The organism is Agromyces mediolanus, assembly GCF_023715325.1.
Taxonomy (GTDB): domain Bacteria; phylum Actinomycetota; class Actinomycetes; order Actinomycetales; family Microbacteriaceae; genus Agromyces; species Agromyces mediolanus_A.
On the sequence record NZ_JAMBNX010000006.1, the window covers coordinates 147,052 to 166,619 of the forward strand.

General features: G+C 72.6%; 16 protein-coding genes. 10 read left to right on the forward strand and 6 right to left on the reverse strand.

Annotated features, from left to right (window positions below; translation table 11 throughout):
• Position 1 precedes the first annotated feature (1 nt).
• Both M3147_RS12255 and M3147_RS12260 read right to left on the reverse strand, forming a co-directional pair.
• The gene (locus tag M3147_RS12255) at positions 2-1,651 is read right to left on the reverse strand and encodes an ABC transporter substrate-binding protein (RefSeq protein ID WP_251203753.1); all 1,650 of its coding nucleotides are present in this window, start codon (positions 1,649-1,651) and stop codon (positions 2-4) included.
• Positions 1,648-2,844: a C45 family autoproteolytic acyltransferase/hydolase gene (locus M3147_RS12260; RefSeq protein WP_251203754.1), complete on the reverse strand. Its 1,197-nt coding sequence runs from the start codon at positions 2,842-2,844 to the stop codon at positions 1,648-1,650. Before M3147_RS12260 ends, M3147_RS12255 begins: the two co-directional genes overlap by 4 nt.
• 137 nt (positions 2,845-2,981) lie before the next feature.
• Here M3147_RS12260 and M3147_RS12265 point away from each other — a divergent pair, with 137 nt between their 5' ends.
• The 5 genes from M3147_RS12265 (at position 2,982) to M3147_RS12285 (ending at position 10,511) form a co-directional block, all read left to right on the forward strand.
• Positions 2,982-3,830: a MurR/RpiR family transcriptional regulator gene (locus tag M3147_RS12265; protein ID WP_251203755.1), complete on the forward strand. Its 849-nt coding sequence runs from the start codon at positions 2,982-2,984 to the stop codon at positions 3,828-3,830.
• A 63-nt stretch (positions 3,831-3,893) separates the two neighbouring features.
• Positions 3,894-5,873, forward strand: coding sequence for a DNA helicase RecQ (gene recQ, locus M3147_RS12270; RefSeq protein ID WP_251203756.1), 1,980 nt, complete (start codon positions 3,894-3,896; stop codon positions 5,871-5,873).
• A 76-nt stretch (positions 5,874-5,949) separates the two neighbouring features.
• Positions 5,950-7,752: a glycoside hydrolase family 3 protein gene (locus M3147_RS12275; RefSeq protein ID WP_251203757.1), complete on the forward strand. Its 1,803-nt coding sequence runs from the start codon at positions 5,950-5,952 to the stop codon at positions 7,750-7,752.
• A gap of 64 nt (positions 7,753-7,816) precedes the next feature.
• Complete coding sequence (locus M3147_RS12280) at positions 7,817-8,215, forward strand: DUF7144 family membrane protein (protein ID WP_251203758.1); 399 nt, start codon at positions 7,817-7,819, stop codon at positions 8,213-8,215.
• Positions 8,216-8,444: 229 nt separating this feature from the next.
• Positions 8,445-10,511 carry an acyl-CoA dehydrogenase family protein gene (locus M3147_RS12285; protein ID WP_251203759.1) on the forward strand — a complete coding sequence of 689 codons (2,067 nt, stop codon included), beginning with the start codon at positions 8,445-8,447 and terminating at the stop codon, positions 10,509-10,511.
• Between the two features lie 66 nt (positions 10,512-10,577).
• Here M3147_RS12285 and M3147_RS12290 read toward each other — a convergent pair whose 3' ends face one another.
• Together M3147_RS12290 and M3147_RS12295 are read right to left on the reverse strand one after the other, a co-directional pair.
• The gene (locus M3147_RS12290) at positions 10,578-10,754 is read right to left on the reverse strand and encodes an HPP family protein (protein WP_251203760.1); all 177 of its coding nucleotides are present in this window, start codon (positions 10,752-10,754) and stop codon (positions 10,578-10,580) included.
• A 26-nt stretch (positions 10,755-10,780) separates the two neighbouring features.
• On the reverse strand, positions 10,781-11,791 hold the full coding sequence (locus M3147_RS12295) for a malate dehydrogenase (protein WP_251203761.1): 1,011 nt from the start codon (positions 11,789-11,791) through the stop codon (positions 10,781-10,783).
• Positions 11,792-11,930: 139 nt separating this feature from the next.
• On the opposite strand from M3147_RS12295, the gene pip reads away from it, so the two are divergent.
• From pip to M3147_RS12310, 3 genes are all read left to right on the forward strand, one after another.
• Entirely contained in the window at positions 11,931-13,040 is a 1,110-nt protein-coding gene (pip, locus tag M3147_RS12300) for a prolyl aminopeptidase (protein WP_251203762.1), read from the forward strand.
• 9 nt (positions 13,041-13,049) lie between these two features.
• Positions 13,050-13,940 (forward strand): KPN_02809 family neutral zinc metallopeptidase, encoded by an 891-nt coding sequence (gene ypfJ, locus M3147_RS12305; protein ID WP_251203763.1) that lies wholly within the window; start codon positions 13,050-13,052, stop codon positions 13,938-13,940.
• A gap of 110 nt (positions 13,941-14,050) precedes the next feature.
• Entirely contained in the window at positions 14,051-14,254 is a 204-nt protein-coding gene (locus M3147_RS12310; protein WP_251203764.1) for a hypothetical protein, read from the forward strand.
• Positions 14,255-14,368: 114 nt separating this feature from the next.
• Here the strand turns inward: M3147_RS12310 and M3147_RS12315 are convergent, their stop codons facing one another.
• Positions 14,369-14,611, reverse strand: coding sequence for a hypothetical protein (locus M3147_RS12315; protein WP_251203765.1), 243 nt, complete (start codon positions 14,609-14,611; stop codon positions 14,369-14,371).
• A gap of 138 nt (positions 14,612-14,749) precedes the next feature.
• Between M3147_RS12315 and M3147_RS12320 the strand changes: the two genes are divergently transcribed.
• Positions 14,750-17,206 carry an HAD-IC family P-type ATPase gene (locus M3147_RS12320; RefSeq protein WP_251203766.1) on the forward strand — a complete coding sequence of 819 codons (2,457 nt, stop codon included), beginning with the start codon at positions 14,750-14,752 and terminating at the stop codon, positions 17,204-17,206.
• On the opposite strand, the gene M3147_RS12325 is transcribed toward M3147_RS12320, so the two are convergent.
• A complete protein-coding gene (locus tag M3147_RS12325) occupies positions 17,190-18,629 on the reverse strand; it encodes an MFS transporter (protein ID WP_251203767.1) in 1,440 nt (479 codons plus the stop codon). The genes M3147_RS12320 and M3147_RS12325 overlap by 17 nt on opposite strands.
• A 135-nt stretch (positions 18,630-18,764) precedes the next feature.
• Here M3147_RS12325 and M3147_RS12330 point away from each other — a divergent pair, with 135 nt between their 5' ends.
• Positions 18,765-19,448: a DUF2510 domain-containing protein gene (locus M3147_RS12330; protein ID WP_251203768.1), complete on the forward strand. Its 684-nt coding sequence runs from the start codon at positions 18,765-18,767 to the stop codon at positions 19,446-19,448.
• The last annotated feature ends 120 nt before the right edge of the window (positions 19,449-19,568 follow it).

Genomic DNA, 19,568 nt, shown 5'->3' on the forward strand with positions numbered 1-19,568 from the left:
GTCAGCCCTGCGCCGTTCCGAGGTCCGCGGCCCACGGGTAGTAGAGGTAGGCGGCCGACGCCGGCACCCCGCTGAGCTCGGCGCGCAGCGCGACGGTCGACGGGCTCTGCGCGATCGAGATCCACGGCGTGGCCTCGACCCAGCGGCGCTGCAGCTCGATGGCGAGCTCGGCGCGCTCGGCGTCGTCGGTGGCCGCGAAGGCGTCCTTGACGAGCGCGTCGTAGTCGGGGTCGCTGAAGCCGACGAAGTTCACCGTCGCGGTCGACGCGCCGTTCTTGTAGAAGCCGACCGGGTCGTTCTTCGAGATGTAGTACTCGTCGGAGAAGAGGTCGGCCTGGCCGCGCACGGCCTCGTCCGAGTAGAAGTCGCCGTACTGCGCGGAGGGCACGGTGACGATCTCGGCGTCGAGGCCGATCTGCTTCGCCGCGGCGACGAGGGCGTTCGAGACGACGTTGCGCACCGAGCCGCCGTCGCTCGCGACGAGGATCGGCTCCTCGGGCGCACCGGCCTCGGCGACGAGCGCCTTGGCGCGGTCGAGATCGGCGGCGCTGGGGCTCGCCGGGGCACCCTCGAGCTCGTCGTACGCGGTCTGGAACGCCTCGGTCTCGTAGCCCCAGGCACCCTGTCCGATGGGGGTCTTCCACGGCTGCGCGAGCCCGCCGAACGCGGCGGTCGTGATGCCGGTGCGGTCGATCGCGAGCGAGAGCGCCTGGCGGATGCGCTCGTCGGCCAGCGGCCCGCGCTCGGTGGCGAGCAGCACCCACGCGTTCGTGGAGGGGCCCTGCGCGAGCGAGACGTCGGCGACCTGCTGCAGCGGGATCGCCGAGGCGGGCGAGTCGAGGTACGAGCCGTCGGCCTCGCCCGCGGTCAGGGCGTTCACCACGGCGGACTGGTCGGCCCAGCGGAACACGACCTCACCGGCGAGCACCTCGCGCGAGTCGTCCCAGTAGTCGGCCGCGCGCTCGATGGTCAGGCTCGAGCCGGGCTTCCACTCGCCGAGCGTGTACGGGCCGGTGCAGGCATCCGGCGTCCCGGGCGAGCCGTAGGCGTCACCCTGGGCCTCGACGACCCGCGGGTTCAGCACCATTCCGCCGTTGCCCGCCATCGCCTGGATGAAGATGGCGTCGCGCTGCGCCATGGTGACGGTGATCTCGCGCTCGCCGGTCTGCTCCATCGAGACGACGTTCGCGTACTCGTCGGACTCGTCGGCGCCCTCGGCGGCGTGCCGCTGCATGCTCCACAGCACGTCGGCCGCGGTCATCGGGCTGCCGTCGTGGAACTTCACGCCGTCGCGGATGGTGAAGACGACGTGCGTGTCGTCGACCCACTCGGCGGACTCGGCGAGGTGCGGCACCGTCGTCAGGTCGGGCTGCACGGCCATCAGGCGTTCGCAGACGTTCGCGAAGACCGTGTTCTCGGAGGCGCCGCTGTCGATGTCGAAGTCGAAGGTCGCGGGCTCCGCCGGGAGCATCCAGGTCACCGAGTCGACCGGCCCGCCCGCGGCGGGGGTGCTCGGGCCGAACGGCAGCTCGACCGCGGGGGCGTCGCTGCTCGAGGGGCCGGCGGCGGCGCAGCCGGCCAGCAGCACGGCGGCGGCGCCGGCGGCGAGGGCGGTGCCGGCGAGCCGGCGTCGGGGGATGGGGGTGTTCATCGGAGTGCCTCCATTGGCGGGGTGTGAACGGGGGTGTGGCGGGACCCTGGTCCGTCGAAGGCGTTCCAGGGGAGCTTCTCATAGGGGTGGTCGCACGGCGTGCCGGCGGTGACGAAGTAGTCGCCGGTCGTGAGGTCCACGCAGCTCGACAGCAGCGTCGACCACTGGCGGACGGCGGGGCGCCGCTCGTCGGGGTGCGTGCACACCGATTCGGGGTAGCCGAGGTGGTCGCTCATGGCGGCGTGGATGCCGGCGAGCGCCTCGTCGCGGTCGCCCGCGTGCCGCACCCGCTCGAGCCCGGCCCGGGCCTGCGGGACGCGGAACAGCGAGTCCGCGGAGACGGGGCGGTACCGCCCCGCGAGCTGCGGCGGCACCTGCGCCTGGTAGTGGTTGCCGTGCACGAGGAGCCCGTCGACCGGGTAGACCCAGTCGACGCCGCTCGGCGTGATCTCGAGGTCGATCGAGAAGCCCGAGCGATCCGTGAGCAGGGCGTTGCTGGCGATGTGGGCCGGGGTGCGCACGAGCGTGTTGATCGCGTCGGGCAGTTCGCTCTGGTTGAGCGTCATCCGGCGGATGAAGGTCTGCGGCAGTCCGACGGAGCCGTCGAACCGGCCGCCGAGGCCGTTCGCGTTGAGCGCGAGCCCGGCGGAGTTCACGCCGTGCCGGCCGATCTGCCCGGCCTCGAGCTGCATGATGAGGGTGGGCAGCGGGTCCTGCACGACCCGCACGATCACCACGGTGTCGCGGGTGCCGGTGCGCCAGTCCCAGTTCTGCCCGGCGTAGTGGTGCCCGTCGCCGGAGGCGCCCGCGGTCAGTGAGAAGCTCGTGCAGCCGTCGCTCGCGTCGCGCTCCTCGCTGGGGTCCTCGGCGCGGGCGCGGGGTGCGCCGCCCTGGTCGTAGATGATCTCGCCGCGGAGGTTCAGCACCATGAGGTCGAGGAGGTCGCGGTCGGCGCCGGCTGCGATGCCCTCGAGCTCGGCGACGAGCTCGGGCGCGGCCTCGGTGCAGCGCGGCACCCAGGCGGCCGCCCGTCGGCGCGCCTCGGCCCAGCCGAGCCCGGCCTGCTGCCCGAACGCCTCCTCGTAGTAGGCGACGGCCGCATCGATGAGATCTGCGGCGCCCTCGCCGTACTGGCGGCCCCGCTCCGCGGGGGTGCCGCTGATCTCGAGGGTGCGGATGCTGGTGCTCGTCATGGACGGCGTCGTCCTCCCGTGCCGGATACCATGGCACCGGCGTCAGTCTTGGAATGGGTGTTACGAGTTAGGATGCTCGCGGAATGAACGATACACACAACCCGCAGTTCGTAACAAGTGATACGCGGAACCCCGGCGTGATCGAGCTGCGATCACGCGTCCGCGACGCGTGGGACGGCTTGTCCAAGGCCGAGCGCGCGGTGAGCGGCCTCCTGGCCGGGAGCACCGCCGAGCGCATCCTGTTCGCCACCGCCGCCGAGCTCGGCAGTGAGACGGGCACGAGCAACGCCACCGTCATCCGCACCCTGCAGAAGCTCGGCTACGCGGGGCTCGCCGAGGTGAAGCGCCAGGTCGCCGCGCCGTTCACCGAGGAGGTCGCGCCCGAGGAGCGCGTCCGGCAGCGGTTGGACCGCGCGGGCGAGGATGTCGGCCGCATCGTCGGCAGCGTCTGGAACGAGGCGAGCGACCAGCTCGAGCTCGCCAAGCACGCGCTCGAGGTCGACGAGGTCACCGCCGCCGCCTCCCTCCTCGCCAGGGCGGGCCGCATCTACTGCTACGGCGTGGGGGCGTCGTCGATCGCGGCCGCCCACCTCGTGCTCCGGCTCGGCCGGTCCGGTCGGGCCGCCACGCACCTCGACGCCGACGGGTTCCGGCTCGCCGACGGGCTGCTGCCGCTCCGGTCCGGCGACGTCGCGGTGCTCTTCGCCCCCGGGCGGGTGAACCCGGAGGTCGAGACGATCATCGGCCGGTGCCGCGAGGTCGGCGCCCAGTGCGTGCTCGTCACCGACGAGCTGCGCGAACGGCTCGCGCCGAAGGTCGCCGTCTCGCTCCACGCGCCGCACACCCCCACCGGGCTCACCGCCGAGGTGCTCACCTCGATCCTCGTGGGCGACGTGCTCGTCCAGGTGGTGTCGGCGATGTCGCCGGAGCTGGCGGTCGAGACCTCCCACGCGCTCACGGTGCTGCGCTCGCGCCTCGGCTACTGACCGCCCGGGCGGGCGGTGGATGACCCGGGGCCGGCGTCGGCGGCCGCCGGTAGACTCCATGCGATGACTCAGCACGGCGCGCCCGACGGGATCGAGGAGGTCCCCTGGGACCCCGACGAGCTGCTGCCGCCCGACGACGAGTGGGCGCCGCCCCCGCCGCCCCCCGCGGACGCGCCGGGGCTCAGCCGGCCCCAGGCCCACCGTGCCGCGCCGGCCAAGTTCGACTCGGCGCTCGAGGCGCTCCGCACCGTCTTCGGCTACGACGACTTCCGCGGTGACCAGGCGGCGATCATCGAGCAGCTCGCGGGCGGCGGCGACGCCGTCGTGCTGATGCCCACGGGCGGCGGCAAGAGCCTCTGCTACCAGATCCCCGCGCTCCTCCGCGAGGGCACGGGCATCGTCATCTCGCCGCTCATCGCGCTCATGCACGACCAGGTCGACGCGCTCCTGCGCAACGGCGTCCGGGCGGCGTACCTCAACTCGAGCCAGGCCCCGACCGAGCGCGCCGAAGTCGAGCGCGCCTACCTCGCCGGCGAGCTCGACCTGCTGTACATCGCGCCCGAGCGGCTGAACAGCGAGGGCGCCAAGCGCTTCCTCGCCCGCGGCGCCATCTCGCTCTTCGCGATCGACGAGGCGCACTGCGTCGCTCAGTGGGGGCACGACTTCCGTCCCGACTACCTCGCCCTCGCCGAGCTCGCCGAGCGCTGGCCCGAGGTGCCGCGCATCGCGCTGACGGCCACGGCGACCGAGGCGACGCACCGCGAGATCACCGAACGGCTCTCCCTCGGCGAGGCGAAGCACTTCGTCGCGAGCTTCGACCGGCCGAACATCCAGTACCGCATCGCCCCCAAGCTCGAGCTGCGCAAGCAGCTGCTCGACTTCGTCCGCACCGAGGGCGTCGACGCCGACGGCCGCCCGGTCGCGGGCATCGTCTACGCGCTGAGTCGGGCGAGCACCGAGAAGATCGCCGCGTTCCTCGCGGCGAACGGCGTCGACGCCATGCCGTACCACGCGGGCCTCGACCCCGAGCTGCGCCGCCGCACGCAAGACCGCTTCCTCCGCGAGGACGGCGTGGTCGTCGTCGCGACGATCGCCTTCGGCATGGGCATCGACAAGCCCGACGTGCGCTTCGTCGCGCACGTCGACCTGCCGAAGTCCGTCGAGGGCTACTACCAGGAGACCGGGCGCGCGGGGCGCGACGGGCTGCCCTCGACCACCTGGCTCGCCTACGGCCTGCAAGACGTCGTGCAGCAGCGCCGCATGATCGACGAGAGCCCGGGCGACCTCGCCCACCGCCGCCGCCTCGCCTCGCACCTCGACGCCATGCTCGCCCTCTGCGAGACGGTGCAGTGCCGTCGGCAGAACCTGCTCGCCTACTTCGGCGAGCAGAGCGATCCGTGCCGCAACTGCGACACCTGCCTCGAGCCGCCCGCCTCCTGGGACGGCACCGTCGTCGCCCAGAAGTTCCTCTCCACCGTGGTGCGCCTGCAGCGCGAGCGCGGCCAGCGCTACGGGGCCGGGCATCTCATCGACATCCTGCGCGGCAAGCGCACCCCGCGCGTCGAGCAGTACGGCCACGACTCGCTCGCGACCTGGGGCATCGGGCAGGAGCTCAGCGAGCAGCAGTGGCGCGGCGTGGTGCGCCAGCTCCTCGCGCAGGGGCTCGCCCAGACCGTGGGCGAGTACGGCGTGATCGGCTTGAGCGAGGCGTCCGCCGAGGTGCTCGCCGGCACCCGTCAGGTGCATTTCCGCACCGAGCCCGAGCGCCCGGGCCGCAGTCGCGGCGAACGCCGGGCGGCCCCGGCGGCCGCCGACCTCGAGCCGGCGCAGGCCGAGCTGTTCGAGGCGCTGCGCGCGTGGCGCGCCGGGGTGGCGCGCGAGCAGGGCGTCCCCGCGTACATCGTGTTCGGCGACGCCACGCTCCGGGCGGTCGCCGTCGCGCGCCCGGGCAGCCTGGCCGAGCTCGACGGCATCACCGGCATCGGCGCCAAGAAGCGCGAGGCCTACGGCGAGGGCCTCATCCAGGTCGTCCAGGCGGCCTGACGACCCGGCACTCGAAAACCTAGCGGCATTCGGTTTATGCTGGCTCCACCGAGCCCGAGCATGAAGGAGTGCAGGCATGACCGATCAGCAGCAGACGACCCTCGACCTCCGCTACCGCGACGGGAGCCTCCCCGTCGCCGAGCGCGTCGAGATCCTCCTCGCGCAGATGACCCTGGAGGAGAAGGCGGGCCTCTTCTTCCAGACGATGATCGGCATCGGCGAGGGCGGCACGCTCTCCGAGGGAGATGCGACCTTCGGCCTGCCGGCCACGACCGACTACGTGCTCGACCGCCACCTGACGCACTTCAACGTGCTCCAGGCGCCCGCCGACGCCGGTCAGATCGCCGAGTGGCACAACCGCCTGCAGGAGCTCGCCGCCTCGACGCGGCTCGGCATCCCGGTCACCATCTCGACCGACCCCCGCCACTCGTACACCGACAACCCGCTGGCCGGCCTCCTCGCGGGCGCCTTCTCGGTCTGGCCCGAGACGATGGGCCTCGCGGCGATCGGCGACGAGGAGCTCGTCGAGCGCTTCGGCGACATCGCCCGCCAGGAGTACACGGCGGTCGGCATCCGCGTCGCCCTGCACCCGCAGATCGACCTCGCGACCGAGCCGCGCTGGTCGCGCGCGCTGCAGACCTTCGGCGAGGATGTGGAGCTCGCGAGCCGCCTCGGCGCCGCCTACATCCGCGGCTTCCAGGGCGAGACGCTCGGCCCCGACTCCGTCGCCACGATGACGAAGCACTTCCCCGGCGGTGGTCCGCAGCAGGACGGCGAGGACCCGCACTTCGCGCACGGCCGCGAGCAGGTCTACCCCGGCGGGCAGTTCGAGCTGCACCTGAAGCCCTTCGAGGCGGCGTTCGAGGCGGGCACGAGCCAGATCATGCCGTACTACGGCATGCCCGTCGGCACCGAGTACGAGGAGGTCGGCTTCGGCTTCAACAGATCCGTCATCACGGGCCTGCTCCGCGAGCGCTACGGCTTCGACGGCATCGTCTGCACCGACTGGGGCCTCATCACCGACTCCGAGATCATGGGCGCGCCCTTCCCGGCGCGCGCCTGGGGCGTCGAGCACCTCGCGCCGCGCGAGCGGATGAAGAAGGTCATCGACGCGGGCTGCGACCAGTTCGGCGGCGAGGCGGTGCCGGAGCTCCTCATCGAGCTCGTTCGCGACGGCGAGCTCAGCGAGGAGCGGCTGGATGCCTCGGCCCGCCGCCTGCTGCGCGAGAAGTTCGTGCTCGGCCTGTTCGACCGGCCGTTCGTCGACGTCGAGCGCGCCCGCGAGCTCGTCGGCCGCGCCGACTTCGTCGCGGCGGGCGAGGCGGCCCAGCGTGCGGCGATCACGCTGCTCGTGAACCGCGAGCGCGCCATCGCCGGGGCGCCGGCCGCACCGGTGCTGCCCCTCGCGCGAGGCCTGAAGCTCTACGTCGAGGGCATCGACGCCGAGATCGCCGGCGAGTACGGCACGGTCGTGGCGAGCCCGGCCGAGGCCGACGTCGCGATCCTCCGCCTGCAGGCGCCGTTCGAGGAGCGGCCGACGTTCTTCGAGAACTTCTTCCACTCCGGTTCGCTCGACTTCGCGGACGAGGTCGTGGCCCACGTGCGCGAGGTCGCGGCGGCGGTGCCGACGGTCGTCGACGTCTTCCTCGACCGCCCGGCCATCCTCACCCCGATCGTGGACGGCCTCGCGGCGCTCACCGGCAACTGGGGCGCGAGCCCGCGGGCGGTGCTCGACGTGCTGACGGGGGCCGCCGAGCCCAAGGGCAAGCTGCCCTTCGACCTGCCGTCGAGCATGGCGGCGGTCGAGGCGAACCGGCCCGACGTGCCCTTCGACACCGCCGACCCGCTGTTCCGGCACGGCCACGGTCTCGCCTACTGACCGGTCTCGTCGCTACGATCGGGGCCAGGCGCCGCATCGGGCGGCGGGATCCGGGGGGATCGATATGGGACAGGTCAAACGGCCCGGTGGGGTCACGCTCGTCGCGGTGCTGACGTGGATCTCGGGCTTGCTCGACATCATCGGCGGCACGCTCCTGCTCTTCCAGACCAGCGTCGCGGCGACCGCTGAGGCGTTCGGCGGCGCGAGCGGCCTCATCACCTCGGCGATCGTGTCGATCCTGATCGGCGCCATCGTCATCGTCGTCGCGAACGGCCTGCTCCGCGGCAGCCCCGTCTCGCGCGTGGTGATCACGGTGATCGAGGTGCTCTCGATCATCGCCTCGATCTTCTTCGCGATCGCCTATCCGGCGGGCGCCATCGGCGAGTACTTCTCGGCGGCCATCGCGGTCATCGTCATCGCCCTGCTCTGGACCGGTCGGGCGAACGCCTTCTTCCGCGGTTGAGTACGGCTGAGTGCGGCTGAGTACGGCTGAGTGCGGCTGAGTGCGCCGCGACCCGCGTCCTTGTCGAACATCAAAGGGCGCAGGATGCCTCATTTGTAGACTCTGCACAGTCCGCGCGGACCCGTCCCCGGCCCGGCTTGTCGCCCGTCGACCGAGCGTTTCGGGTGCCGCCGGGCCGGTCGTAGCGTGAGGGGACACCCACCCAGCGAAGTCGGAGGCGAGACCGAAGATGGTTGACACTGCAGCGCGCACCGAGGCGAAGACCGCCACCCCTGCCGCCCGTTCCGCCGCGGGGCCGAAGGTCGACGTCGCCGCCCTCGGCCGTCAGCTGCTCGGCACCTGGGCCGACATCCGGCTGGCGTCCCGCGAGCGCGCCGCGATGCCCGAGCTGCAGCGCATCGAGGGGCAGACGATGGCCGAGCACCGTGAGCGCGTGCTCGGGCAGTTGAAGCTGCTCGTCGAGCAGGGCGCCGTGCACCGGGCGTTCCCGAAGGCGCTCGGCGGGGCGGACGACCACGGCGGCAACATCGCCGCGTTCGAGGAACTCGTCATCGCCGACCCGAGCCTGCAGATCAAGTCGGGCGTGCAGTGGGGGCTGTTCGGCGCCGCCGTGCTGCACCTCGGCACGAAGCCGCACCACGAGAAGTTCCTCCCGGCGATCATGTCGCTCGAGGTGCCCGGCGCCTTCGCCATGACCGAGATCGGCCACGGCTCCGACGTCGCCGCGATCGCCACGACCGCGACGTACGACCCGGAGACCGAGGAGTTCGTCATCCACACCCCGTTCCGCGCGGCGTGGAAGGAGTACCTCGGCAACGCCGGGCTGCACGGCAAGCACGCGACCGTCTTCGCTCAGCTCATCACGAACGGCGTGAACCACGGCGTGCACTGCTTCTACGTGCCGATCCGCGACGACGAGGGCCGCTTCCTGCCGGGCGTCGGCGGTGAGGACGACGGGCTGAAGGGCGGCCTGAACGGCATCGACAACGGCCGCCTGCACTTCACGAACGTGCGCATCCCCCGCGAGAACCTGCTGAACCGCTACGGCGACGTGGCCGCCGACGGCACCTACTCCTCGCCGATCCAGAGCCCCGGGCGCCGCTTCTTCACCATGCTCGGCACCCTCGTGCAGGGCCGGGTCTCGCTCGACGGCGCCGCCACCGTCGCGAGCGCCATGGGGCTCACCATCGCCGTCACCTACGGCAACCAGCGCCGCCAGTTCACCGCCTCGAGCGACACCGAGGAAGAGGTGCTGCTCGACTACCAGCGCCACCAGCGCCGGCTGCTGCCGCGGCTCGCGACGACGTACGCGCAGTACTTCGCGCACGACGAGTTCCTCGTGAAGTTCGACGCCGTGTTCAGCGGCGCGGCCGACAGCGACGACGACCGGCAAGACCTCGAGACCATCGCGGCCGCCCTGAAGCCGCTGTCGACGTGGCACGCCCTCGACACGCTGCAGGAGGCCCGCGAGGCCTGCGGCGGCGCCGGCTTCATCGCCGAGAACCGCATCACCGGGCTCCGCCACGACCTCGACATCTACGTCACCTTCGAGGGCGACAACAACGTGCTGCTCCAGCTCGTCGCGAAGCGTCTGCTCACCGACTTCTCGAAGCAGTTCAAGAACGCCGACGCGGGCGCGATGGCCCGCTACGTCGTGTCGCAGACCGCCGAGCGCGCCTACCACGGCACCGGCCTGCGCCGCCTCGGCCAGACCATCGCGGACTTCGGCTCGACGGCGCGCTCGGTCACCGGGCTCCGCGACGAGGCATCCCAGCGCGAGCTGCTCACCGACCGCGTCGAGACGATGATCGCCGAGATCGCCGGCCGCCTCCGCGACGCCCGCAAGCTGCCGAAGGCCGACGCGGCCGCCGCGTTCAACCGCAACCAGAACGAGCTCATCGAGGCGGCCCGCGCGCACGGCGAGCTGCTGCAGTGGGAGGCGTTCACCCGGGCGCTCGCCCGCGTCGAGGATGCGGGCACGAAGCAGGTGCTCACCTGGGTGCGCGACCTGTTCGGCCTCGGCCTGATCGAGAAGCACCTCGCCTGGTACCTCATGAACGGCCGGCTCTCGCCGCAGCGCGCGCAGGCCGTCGGCGCCTACATCGACCGGCTCGTCGAGCGCCTGCGCCCGTACGCGCAGGACCTCGTCGACGCCTTCGGCTTCCGCCCCGAGCACCTCCGCGCGACGATCGCGACGGGCATCGAGCAGGAGCGGCAGGACGAGGCGCGCGCCTGGTTCGACGAGCAGCGTCGGGCGGGCACCCTGCCCGTGCCCGAGAAGTCCGCCAAGAAGTAGCGCTCGCGACCTAGGCGCGCGACGACGCGGAGGTGCGGCGCGAGGTCGCTGCGGCCGTCGCCGCGTTCACTCGCTCGGCGGGCGCATGATCGCGCCGGCCGCGAGGCCGACGACGAGGCCGGCGGGCAGCCAGAGCCAGAAGCCGGTCCACAGGCTCACGCCGACGCCGACGAGCGCGCCCACGATGATCCCGACGATGAGCTGCCTGCGACGGGCGGGGGAGAGCGGTTCGCGATCGGCCATGCTGCCAGCCTAGGCGGCGTGCGGGGTCAGATCAGCCCGAGCGAGCGCACCTGTTCGCGCTCGTCGACGAGCTCGGCGACCGAGGCGTCGATGCGGTGTCTGGCGAACTCGTCGATCGCGAGGCCCTGGACGATGCGCCACGCGCCGTCGACCGACTCGACCGGGAACGAGGAGACGAGCCCCTCCGGCACGCCGTAGGAGCCGTCGGAGGCGACCGCGGCGCTCGTCCAGCCGTCCGGCGTGCCCTGCACCCAGTCCCGCACATGGTCGATGGTGGCCGCCGCGGCCGAGGCGACCGAGGAGGAACCGCGCACCTCGATGATCTCGGCGCCGCGCTTGGCGACCCGCGGGATGAACTCGCCGGCGAGCCACTCCCGGTACCCCTCGTGGCCGAGCTTGGCCGCGAGCAGGGCCGGGATGGCGTCGCCCGCCGCGGTCGCGTGCGCGAGGTCGGGGAACTGCGACGCCGAGTGGTTGCCCCAGATGGTGACGCCGCGGATCTCGGCGACGGGGGTGCCGGTCGCGACCGCGAGCTGCCCGCGCGCGCGATTGTGATCGAGCCGGGTGAGCGCGGTGAAGCGGTCGGCGGGCACGTCCGGTGCGTGCGCTGCGGCGATCAGCGCGTTCGTGTTGGCGGGGTTGCCGACCACGACGACGCGGATGTCGTCTGCGGCCGCGGCGTTGATCGCCTCGCCCTGCGGCCCGAAGATGCCACCGTTCGCCTGCAGCAGCTCGGCGCGCTCCATGCCCGCCGTTCGCGGCCTGGCGCCGACGAGCAAGGCGACGTTCGCGCCGGAGAACGCGGCGCGCGCGTCGTCGGTGACCTCGACGCCCGCAAGCAGCGGGAACGCCGAGTCCTGCAGCTCGAGCGCAGCGCCCTCCGCCGCGCGGAGCCCCTGCGGGATCTCGAGCAGATGGAGGCGCACGGGGGTGTCGGGCCCGAGCAGGGCTCCCGACGCGATGCGGAACAGGAGGGCGTATCCGATCTGGCCGCCGGCCCCGGTGAGGGTGACGGTGACCGGCTTCTTCGCTGCCATGCCCCGAGCCTACGCCCGCCGCGCGGCACCGCTGAACGCCTGGCATCCTGAGCATCGCTCGCGGCCGGGCCCGTTCGATCGGTCAGACCAATCGGCGCGGCGCGCGGCCGAGGCATCCCGGCGCGGATACCGTGGGCCCATGCGCGAGTTGTACCCGGAGATCGAACCGCTCGAGACCGGCATGCTGGATGTCGGCGACGGTCAGCACATCTACTGGGAGGTCTCGGGCAACCGGGCCGGCAAGCCCGTGGTGTTCCTGCACGGCGGCCCGGGCGGCGCGACGAAGCCCGCGCACCGGCGCCTCTTCGATCCCGAGAAGTACCGCATCGTGCTGTTCGACCAGCGCGGCTGCGGCCTGTCCATCCCGCACGCCTCGGAGCCGGGCGCGAGCCTCGCGACGAACACCACGTGGCATTTGATCGCCGACATCGAGCGGCTCCGTGCGCACCTCGGCATCGACCGCTGGCAGGTGTTCGGCGGGTCCTGGGGGAGCGCCCTCGGCCTCGCTTACGCGGAGACGCACCCCGAGCGGGTGACCGAGCTCGTGCTGCGCGGGATCTTCACGCTGCGCCGGGCGGAGCTCGACTGGTTCTACGAGGGCGGTGCGGCCGCCCTGCTGCCCGACCGTTGGCGCGAGTTCGTCGAACCCGTGCCCTACGGCGAGCGCTCGCACCTCATCGAGGCGTACGGCCGGCTGCTCAACGACCCCGACCCCGCCGTGCATCAGCCGGCCGCGATCGCGTGGGCGCGCTGGGAGGCCGCCGCGATCACGCTGCTCCCGCAGCCGGAGAACCTCGAGGCGTACGGCTCGCCGGAGTTCGCGACCGCCTTCGCCCGCATCGAGAACCACTACTTCCGCCACGGCGGCTGGTGGGACGAGGGGCAGCTGATCCGGGACGCGGAGCGCCTGCGCGACATCCCCGCGGTGATCGTGCAGGGCCGCTACGACCTGTGCACCCCCATGATGACCGCGTGGGACCTGCACGTCGCCTGGCCGGAGGCGGAGCTGCGGATCATCGACGACGCCGGGCACGCGTTCGACGAGCCCGGCATCCTCGACGCGCTCATCGAGGCGACCGACCGCTTCGCGATCGACGTCGAGCCGGAAGCCGAGCCCGAGCCGGAAGCCGAGCCCGAGCCCGAGCCCGAGCCCGAGCCCGAGCCGGACGCCGAGCCCGACGAGGACGAGGACGACAGCACCGAGCTCGACGACCCGGACATCGAGACGGGGCGCCCCGAGGCGGAGTAGCGTCGCACCATGACCTTCGATCCGAACGCCGACATCAGCGGCGGCAAGGCCTCCAAGCGCGGTCGCACCACCGGGATCGCGGTGGCGGGCGGCGGCGGCGTGCTGATCGTGCTCTTCCTGGTCTCGCAGCTGCTCGGCGTCGACCTCACCGGCCTCGCGGGCGGTACAGGTCAGCAGCAGCAGCAGGAGGTCGTCGAGGAACCGGGCCTCGAGACCTGCCTCACCGGGCAGGACGCGAACGAGCGCGTGGAGTGCCGGATGAAGGGCGCCTCGGCCTCGCTCGAGAGCTACTGGGCGGCGGAGGCGCCGGAGATCGGTGTCGCCTACCGCGCACCGAACGACCTCGTCATGTTCGACCAGTCGGTCTCGACCGCCTGCGGGCAGGCCACCTCGGCGACCGGCCCGTTCTACTGCCCGCCCGACGAGACGATCTATCTCGACGTCACCTTCTACGACGAGCTGCGCACGCGCTTCGGGGCGCAGGGCGGACCGCTCGCCGAGATGTACGTCATCGCGCACGAGTGGGGGCACCACGTGCAGAACCTCGCCGGCGTGCTCGAGTCGACCCGTGACGGGCAGACAGGCCCGAGCTCGAACGCGGTGCGCGTCGAGCTGCAGGCCGACTGCTTCGCCGGAGCCTGGGCGGCGGCGGCATCCAGCACCAGGGACGGCGACGGCGTGGCCTTTCTGAAGCCGATCACTCCGGCCGAGTACCGCTCCGCGCTCGACGCGGCGGCCGCGGTCGGCGACGACCGCATCCAGCAGTCGATGCAGGGTCAGGTCATGCCGCACACGTTCACCCACGGCACGAGCGAGCAGCGCATCCGCTGGTTCGAGACCGGCTTCGACGGCGGGGCCGGCACCTGCAACACCTTCGACGTCGCGGGCGGCTCGCTCTAGCACTGCCCGGGTGATCGCCGATTTCGCGCGACCGGCGTCATGATCCGCCCCCGCACGCGTCTCTTCCATGACGGCCGACAGGTCGTCGAGCGTGAGCGATGGGATGGGACATGCGACGACGCACGCCACCGGTGCCGCACCGGGAGTTCTTCCGGGCCATGAATTCCGAGGAGGTCATCGCCTGCCTGTGCACCTGCACACGGGCGGCCGACCACTGGTACGGGGCGCCGATCGGCGCGCCCGCCCTCACGGCCGAGGCGCTCCTCGGCGCGATCGATCCGGAACCGGTCGGCGAGGCCACGGCGCGCTCCTGACCCTCGGCGCTCGGCCGGTCCATCGGGCGGCGGGACGGGACGGTGTCCCGGCCGCGCCGTCCCGTCGCCCGGGCATATTGTTACACAATCCTGAGTCGGTGGCGAGCCCCGGGCTCAGCCGCCGGACGGGGCATCCCCGACGGCGGTGACCACCGCGTCGACATCGTGCTCCGAGGCGGGCAGCCCCGCCTGCGTCAGCCGCTCGGTCACCATCCGCCGGACGTCGTCGACGTTGCCGAGGAGCGCATCGCCGCGCACCTGTTCGATCACGCCCTCGAGCTTCCGTCCGCGATCGGCATCGTCGTGGCCGTCCTCGACGGGCTCGGGCTGCGCGTGGGTCTCTTCTCCTGCGTCCATGGCCCGATCGTCCCACCGGACCCCGTTGTCGCCCAGGGCCTTGACACGCACGCGGGGACGCTCGCGCCGCGCCTCGGCGCTGTGCCAGACTCGACCCCGTCGGCCGGGGGACGGCCGGCCGGGGGATCGGGGGAAGCGGTGGATGACGCGACGCAGCTCGAGGCCACCGATCCGGTCCGCGGCCTGAGCCGGGCCGAGGCCGAGCGGCGAGCGGCGTCCGGCTTCGCGAACATCGCGTCGGATGCCTCGAGCCGGAGCCTGTGGAGCATCCTCCGCGCGAACGTCTTCACGCTCTTCAACGGCATCGTCGTCGGCGGCTTCGCGCTGCTGTTCGCCCTCGGCCGCTGGCAGGACGCCCTGTTCGGGTTCGCCGCGATCGCGAACGCCGCGATCGGCGTCACCCAGGAGTACCGCGCCAAGCGGGCGCTCGACCGGCTCGCCCTCCTCCACGCGCCGAGAGCGCGCGTCGTCCGCGACGGCGAGGAGCAGGAGCTCGCCGTGCGCGAGGTCGTGCTCGGCGACCTCCTCGTGCTCCGCGCCGGCGATCAGGTCACCGCCGACGGCGTCGTGCTCGACGGGCGCCGCCTCGAGGCCGACGAGTCCCTGCTCACGGGCGAGTCCGACCCGGTCGACAAGCTGCCCGGCGACCGGGTGCTGTCCGGCTCGATCGTCGTCGCTGGTCAGGGGAGGGCCGTCGTGACCGCCGTCGGCGACCAGGCGTTCGCGGCCACGCTGACCGCGGAGGCGAAGCGCTTCTCGCTCGTGGCCTCCGAACTGCGCGGCTCGGTCGACCGCATCCTGAAGTGGATCACCTGGGCCATCTTCCCGATCATGATCGTCGTCGTGAACGCGAACATGCAGGCCGCGGGCGGCTGGCAGCACGCGATCGAGAGCGGCGCGTGGCGGGATGCCGCGACGGCCTCGGTCGCGGCCGTGATCGCCATGATCCCGCTCGGGCTCGTGCTGATGACGAGCATCGCGTTCGCGGTCGGCGCCGTGAAGCTCGGCTCGCACAAGGTGCTCGTGCAGGAGCTGCCGGCGGTCGAGGGGCTCGCCCGCGTCGACCTCATCTGCCTCGACAAGACCGGCACCATCACGACGGGCGACATCCGCTTCGACGGGGTGCACGAGCTCGGCGGCGAGCGGCCCGCCGAGTGGGAGCGGGTTCTCGCCTGGCACGGGGCGGAGCCCGAGGCGAACGCCACGGCGCGCTGCCTCACCGAGCGGTTCCCCGACGACGGCGGCATCGCCCCAGCGGATCGGATCGAGTTCTCCTCCGGACGCAAGTGGAGCGCGGTCTCCTTCGCCGACGGGGCCCGGGGGACCTGGGTCTTCGGCGCCCCGGAGTTCGTGCTCGCGGAGGGCGGCGCCGAGCGCGCCGGCGCCGGCGCCGCCGCGGCACTGCAGCGGGGGCGCGAGCTCGCGGCGAGCGGCCGGCGCACGCTGCTGCTCGCCCACTCGCCCGAGGTGCTCGACGCCGAGCTCGTCGAGCGCGCCGCGCTGCCCGGCGGGCTCGTGCCGGTCGCCCTGCTCACCTTCCGCGAGGTGGTGCGCGACGACGCGGCATCCACGCTCCGCTATTTCGCGAAGGAGGGCGTCGCCGTGCGGGTGATCTCGGGCGACAGCCCGCTGACGGTCGCCGCCGTCGCCCGTGAGGTCGGCCTCGACGCCGGAGCGGGCTTCGACGCCCGCGAGCTGCCGAGCGACCCGGCCGAGCTCGGGCGGGTGCTCGACGAGCACCGCGTCTTCGGGCGCGTCACCCCGGTGCAGAAGCGGGCGATGGTGCACGCGCTGCAGGAGCGGGGGCACACCGTCGCGATGACCGGCGACGGCGTGAACGACGCGCTCGCGATCAAGGACGCCGACATGGGCATCGCGATGGAGTCGGGCTCGGCCGCGACGAAGGCGGTGGCCCGCATCGTGCTGCTCGACAACCGCTTCTCGCACCTGCCGGGCGTCGTCGCGGAGGGGCGGCGGGTGATCGCCAACATCGAGCGGGTGTCGATGCTGTTCCTCTCGAAGACGGCGTACGCGATCACGATGTCGGTGCTGTTCGGCATCCTGCTCTGGGCGTTCCCGCTGCTGCCCCGCCAGCTCTCCGTCACCGACGGGCTCACCATCGGCATCCCCGCCTTCCTCCTCGCACTGCTGCCGAACTCCAGGCGCTACGTGCCCGGCTTCCTCCGCCGCTCGTTGTCGTTCGCCATCCCGGCCGGGCTCGTCGTCGCAGGGGCGATCACGGTCGTGTCCGGGATCGCGCGGGCGACGGGGGACGCCGAGGACGCCGTGCGCACGGCGTCGATGGTGACGCTCGCGCTCATCGGGCTGTGGATCCTCGGCGTCCTGTCGCGCCCGTTCACCTGGATCAAGGCGGGCGTGGTGGTCGCGATGGTCGTGGGCCTCGCGCTCGTGCTCGTCGTGCCGATCGCGCAGCAGTTCCTCGAGCTGGCCATGCCGGGGCGCGAGACGCTCATCGCGATGGCCTGGGCGGTGCCAGTCGCCTGGGTGCTGATCGAGGGGATCGGCTTCTGGCACCGCCGCCGGTTCGGCGCGGCCTCCGAGATCGAGGTGAAGCGGGTCAGGCGCCGGAGCTGAGCTCCGCCGCCTCCGGCTGCTCCGCGTCCGAGGCGCCCCGGCCCCGGCCGCGCAGGAACAGCACCGCCGCGAGGAAGCCGACCGCCGCGACGATCGCCGCGCCGAGGAACGCGGCCGCGTAGCCGGAGGTGAGGCCCGCGGCATCCGTCCCGCTCGTCGCGGCCGCGCCGACCGCGGTGAGGATGGCGAGGCCGACCGCCGAGCCGATCTGGTAGCTCGTGTTGACGAGTCCCGAGGCGACCCCCGCCTCCTCCGGTCGTGCGGCGCTGATCGCGGTGCCGAGGGACGGCACGAAGGCGAGCGCCATGCCGAACGCGGCGACGAGCGAGGCCGGCAGCACGTCGAGCGCGTACGCGCCGTCCGGGCGCACGAGGGCGAGCCAGCCGAGGCCGACCGCGAGGAGCACGAAGCCCCAGGCGATGAGCGCCTTCGCGCCGAAGCGGGCCTGCAGCCGGGGCGCGAGCGCCACCATCACGACGACGATGAGCGCCGTCATCGGCAGGAGTGCCGCGCCCGAGGCGAAGGCGCCGGCACCGAGCACCTGCTGCAGGTAGAGGTTCAGGAAGAACCACATCGGCACCCAGGCGGCACCGAGCAGGAGCTGGGCGAGGTTCGCGCCGCCGAGCTGCGGGGCGCGGAAGAGGCCGAGCCTGAGGAGCGGGGTGCGGCGACGGGCCTGGATCACGAAGAAGAGCGCGAGGAGCACGACGCCGACGACGAGGCCGATGACCGTCTCGGGTCCGCCCCAGCCGGCCTCCGGCGCGCGGACGACCGCGTACACGATGGCGGCGAGGCCGAGCGTCGCCGTGACGGCGCCGCCGAGGTCGACCGAGCCGCGGCCTCCGGGAACGGCGGGGAGGGCCGCCGGCGTGAGCGCGATGACGAGCACCGCGATCGGCACGGTCACGTAGAAGACCCACGGCCAGCTCGCGTACTCGGTGAGCACGCCGCCGAGGAACACGCCCGCGGTGCCGCCGATCGGCGCCGCAGCGCCGTACACGGCGAAGGCGCGGGGGAGCTCGGCGGTGCCGCCGAAGAGCGCCATGAGCAGCGAGAGCGCGGCGGGCGCGATGAGTGCCGCCCCGCCGCCCTGCACGGCGCGGCCGACGATCTCGGTGACCGCGTCGGGCGCGGCGCCGGCGACGATCGAGCCGAGCGCGAGGATGACCCAGCCGGCGATGAAGACGCGGCGGGCGCCGAGCACGTCGGCGAGGCGGCCGCCGAGGAGGAGGAGCCCGCCGAAGGCGACGACGTAGGCGTTGAACACCCACGACAGCGACTCGGGGGAGAAGCCGAGGGCCGCCTGCATATCGGGCAGGGCGACCCCGATGATCGAGGTGTCCATGATGACGACGAATTGAGCGGCCGCGATGAGCGCGAGGCCGAGACCGCGGCGGGCGCCGGATCTGCTGCTGGGTGACATGGTTCTGCTCCGTTTCGGACGGGGGCTCGGGATCCGAGCGTTAATACCCCTAGGGGGTATAGATATAGCGGAGCGTCGTGCCGGCGTCAAGCCGCGTGACGTCGTTAGCATGGCGGAGGAGAGACGGGAGCCTCGATGACGGACGCCAACGGCCAGCAGATCACCCCAGGGTGGTACCCCGACCCCGCCGGTGGCGGCGGACAGCGCTGGTGGGACGGGATCGGCTGGACCGAGCACGTCGCGCCGGGCGTGCCTGCGGCCCCCGCGCCGGCCGCCCCGCTCGCGGATCCACCAGCTGCCGGTCCCGCGCCGTACCGGGGCTACGCGACGCAGTGGACCCGGGTGCCAGTCGGCACCAAGTCGGACACCGTGTGGGTCTGGCTCATCGTGTTCATCCCGCTCATCGGGATCTTCGGTCTCTTCTTCTGGGACGTGCAGGGATACCTCCGGGAGTCGATGGCGAACCCCTACGGCTCGAGCCTGTCGATGATGCTCGACCCCTGGTACCTCTCGATGATGGTCATCGGCTGGGTGAGCTACGGGCTCCTGGTCTGGTTCTCCTACCTCGACTACGCGGCGCTCGGTCGGCTCGGGTTCCAGCGTCGGTTCCACTGGGCGTGGGCGTTCCTGTGGTCGGCGGTCTACGTCGTCGGTCGCAGCGTCTTCGTGCGCCGGCAGAGCGGCAATCGCGGCTCCGGTCCGCTCTGGGCGGTCATCGCGGTGAACGTGGCCGCATTCCTCATCGCGCTCATCTGGATGATCTGGTTCTTCGCGCAGGTCTACGAGGCGGTCCGCGGAATGCCGATGACGAGCTACTGAGCCTCGCCGCCGCGCGACGCCGAACGCCCCCGTATCCGTTCCGGATGCGGGGGCGTTCGCTGCTCGCGCCGTGCACTGCGCGGTAACGGTTTGAAAACATCACTAGTCATTCATGTTGTG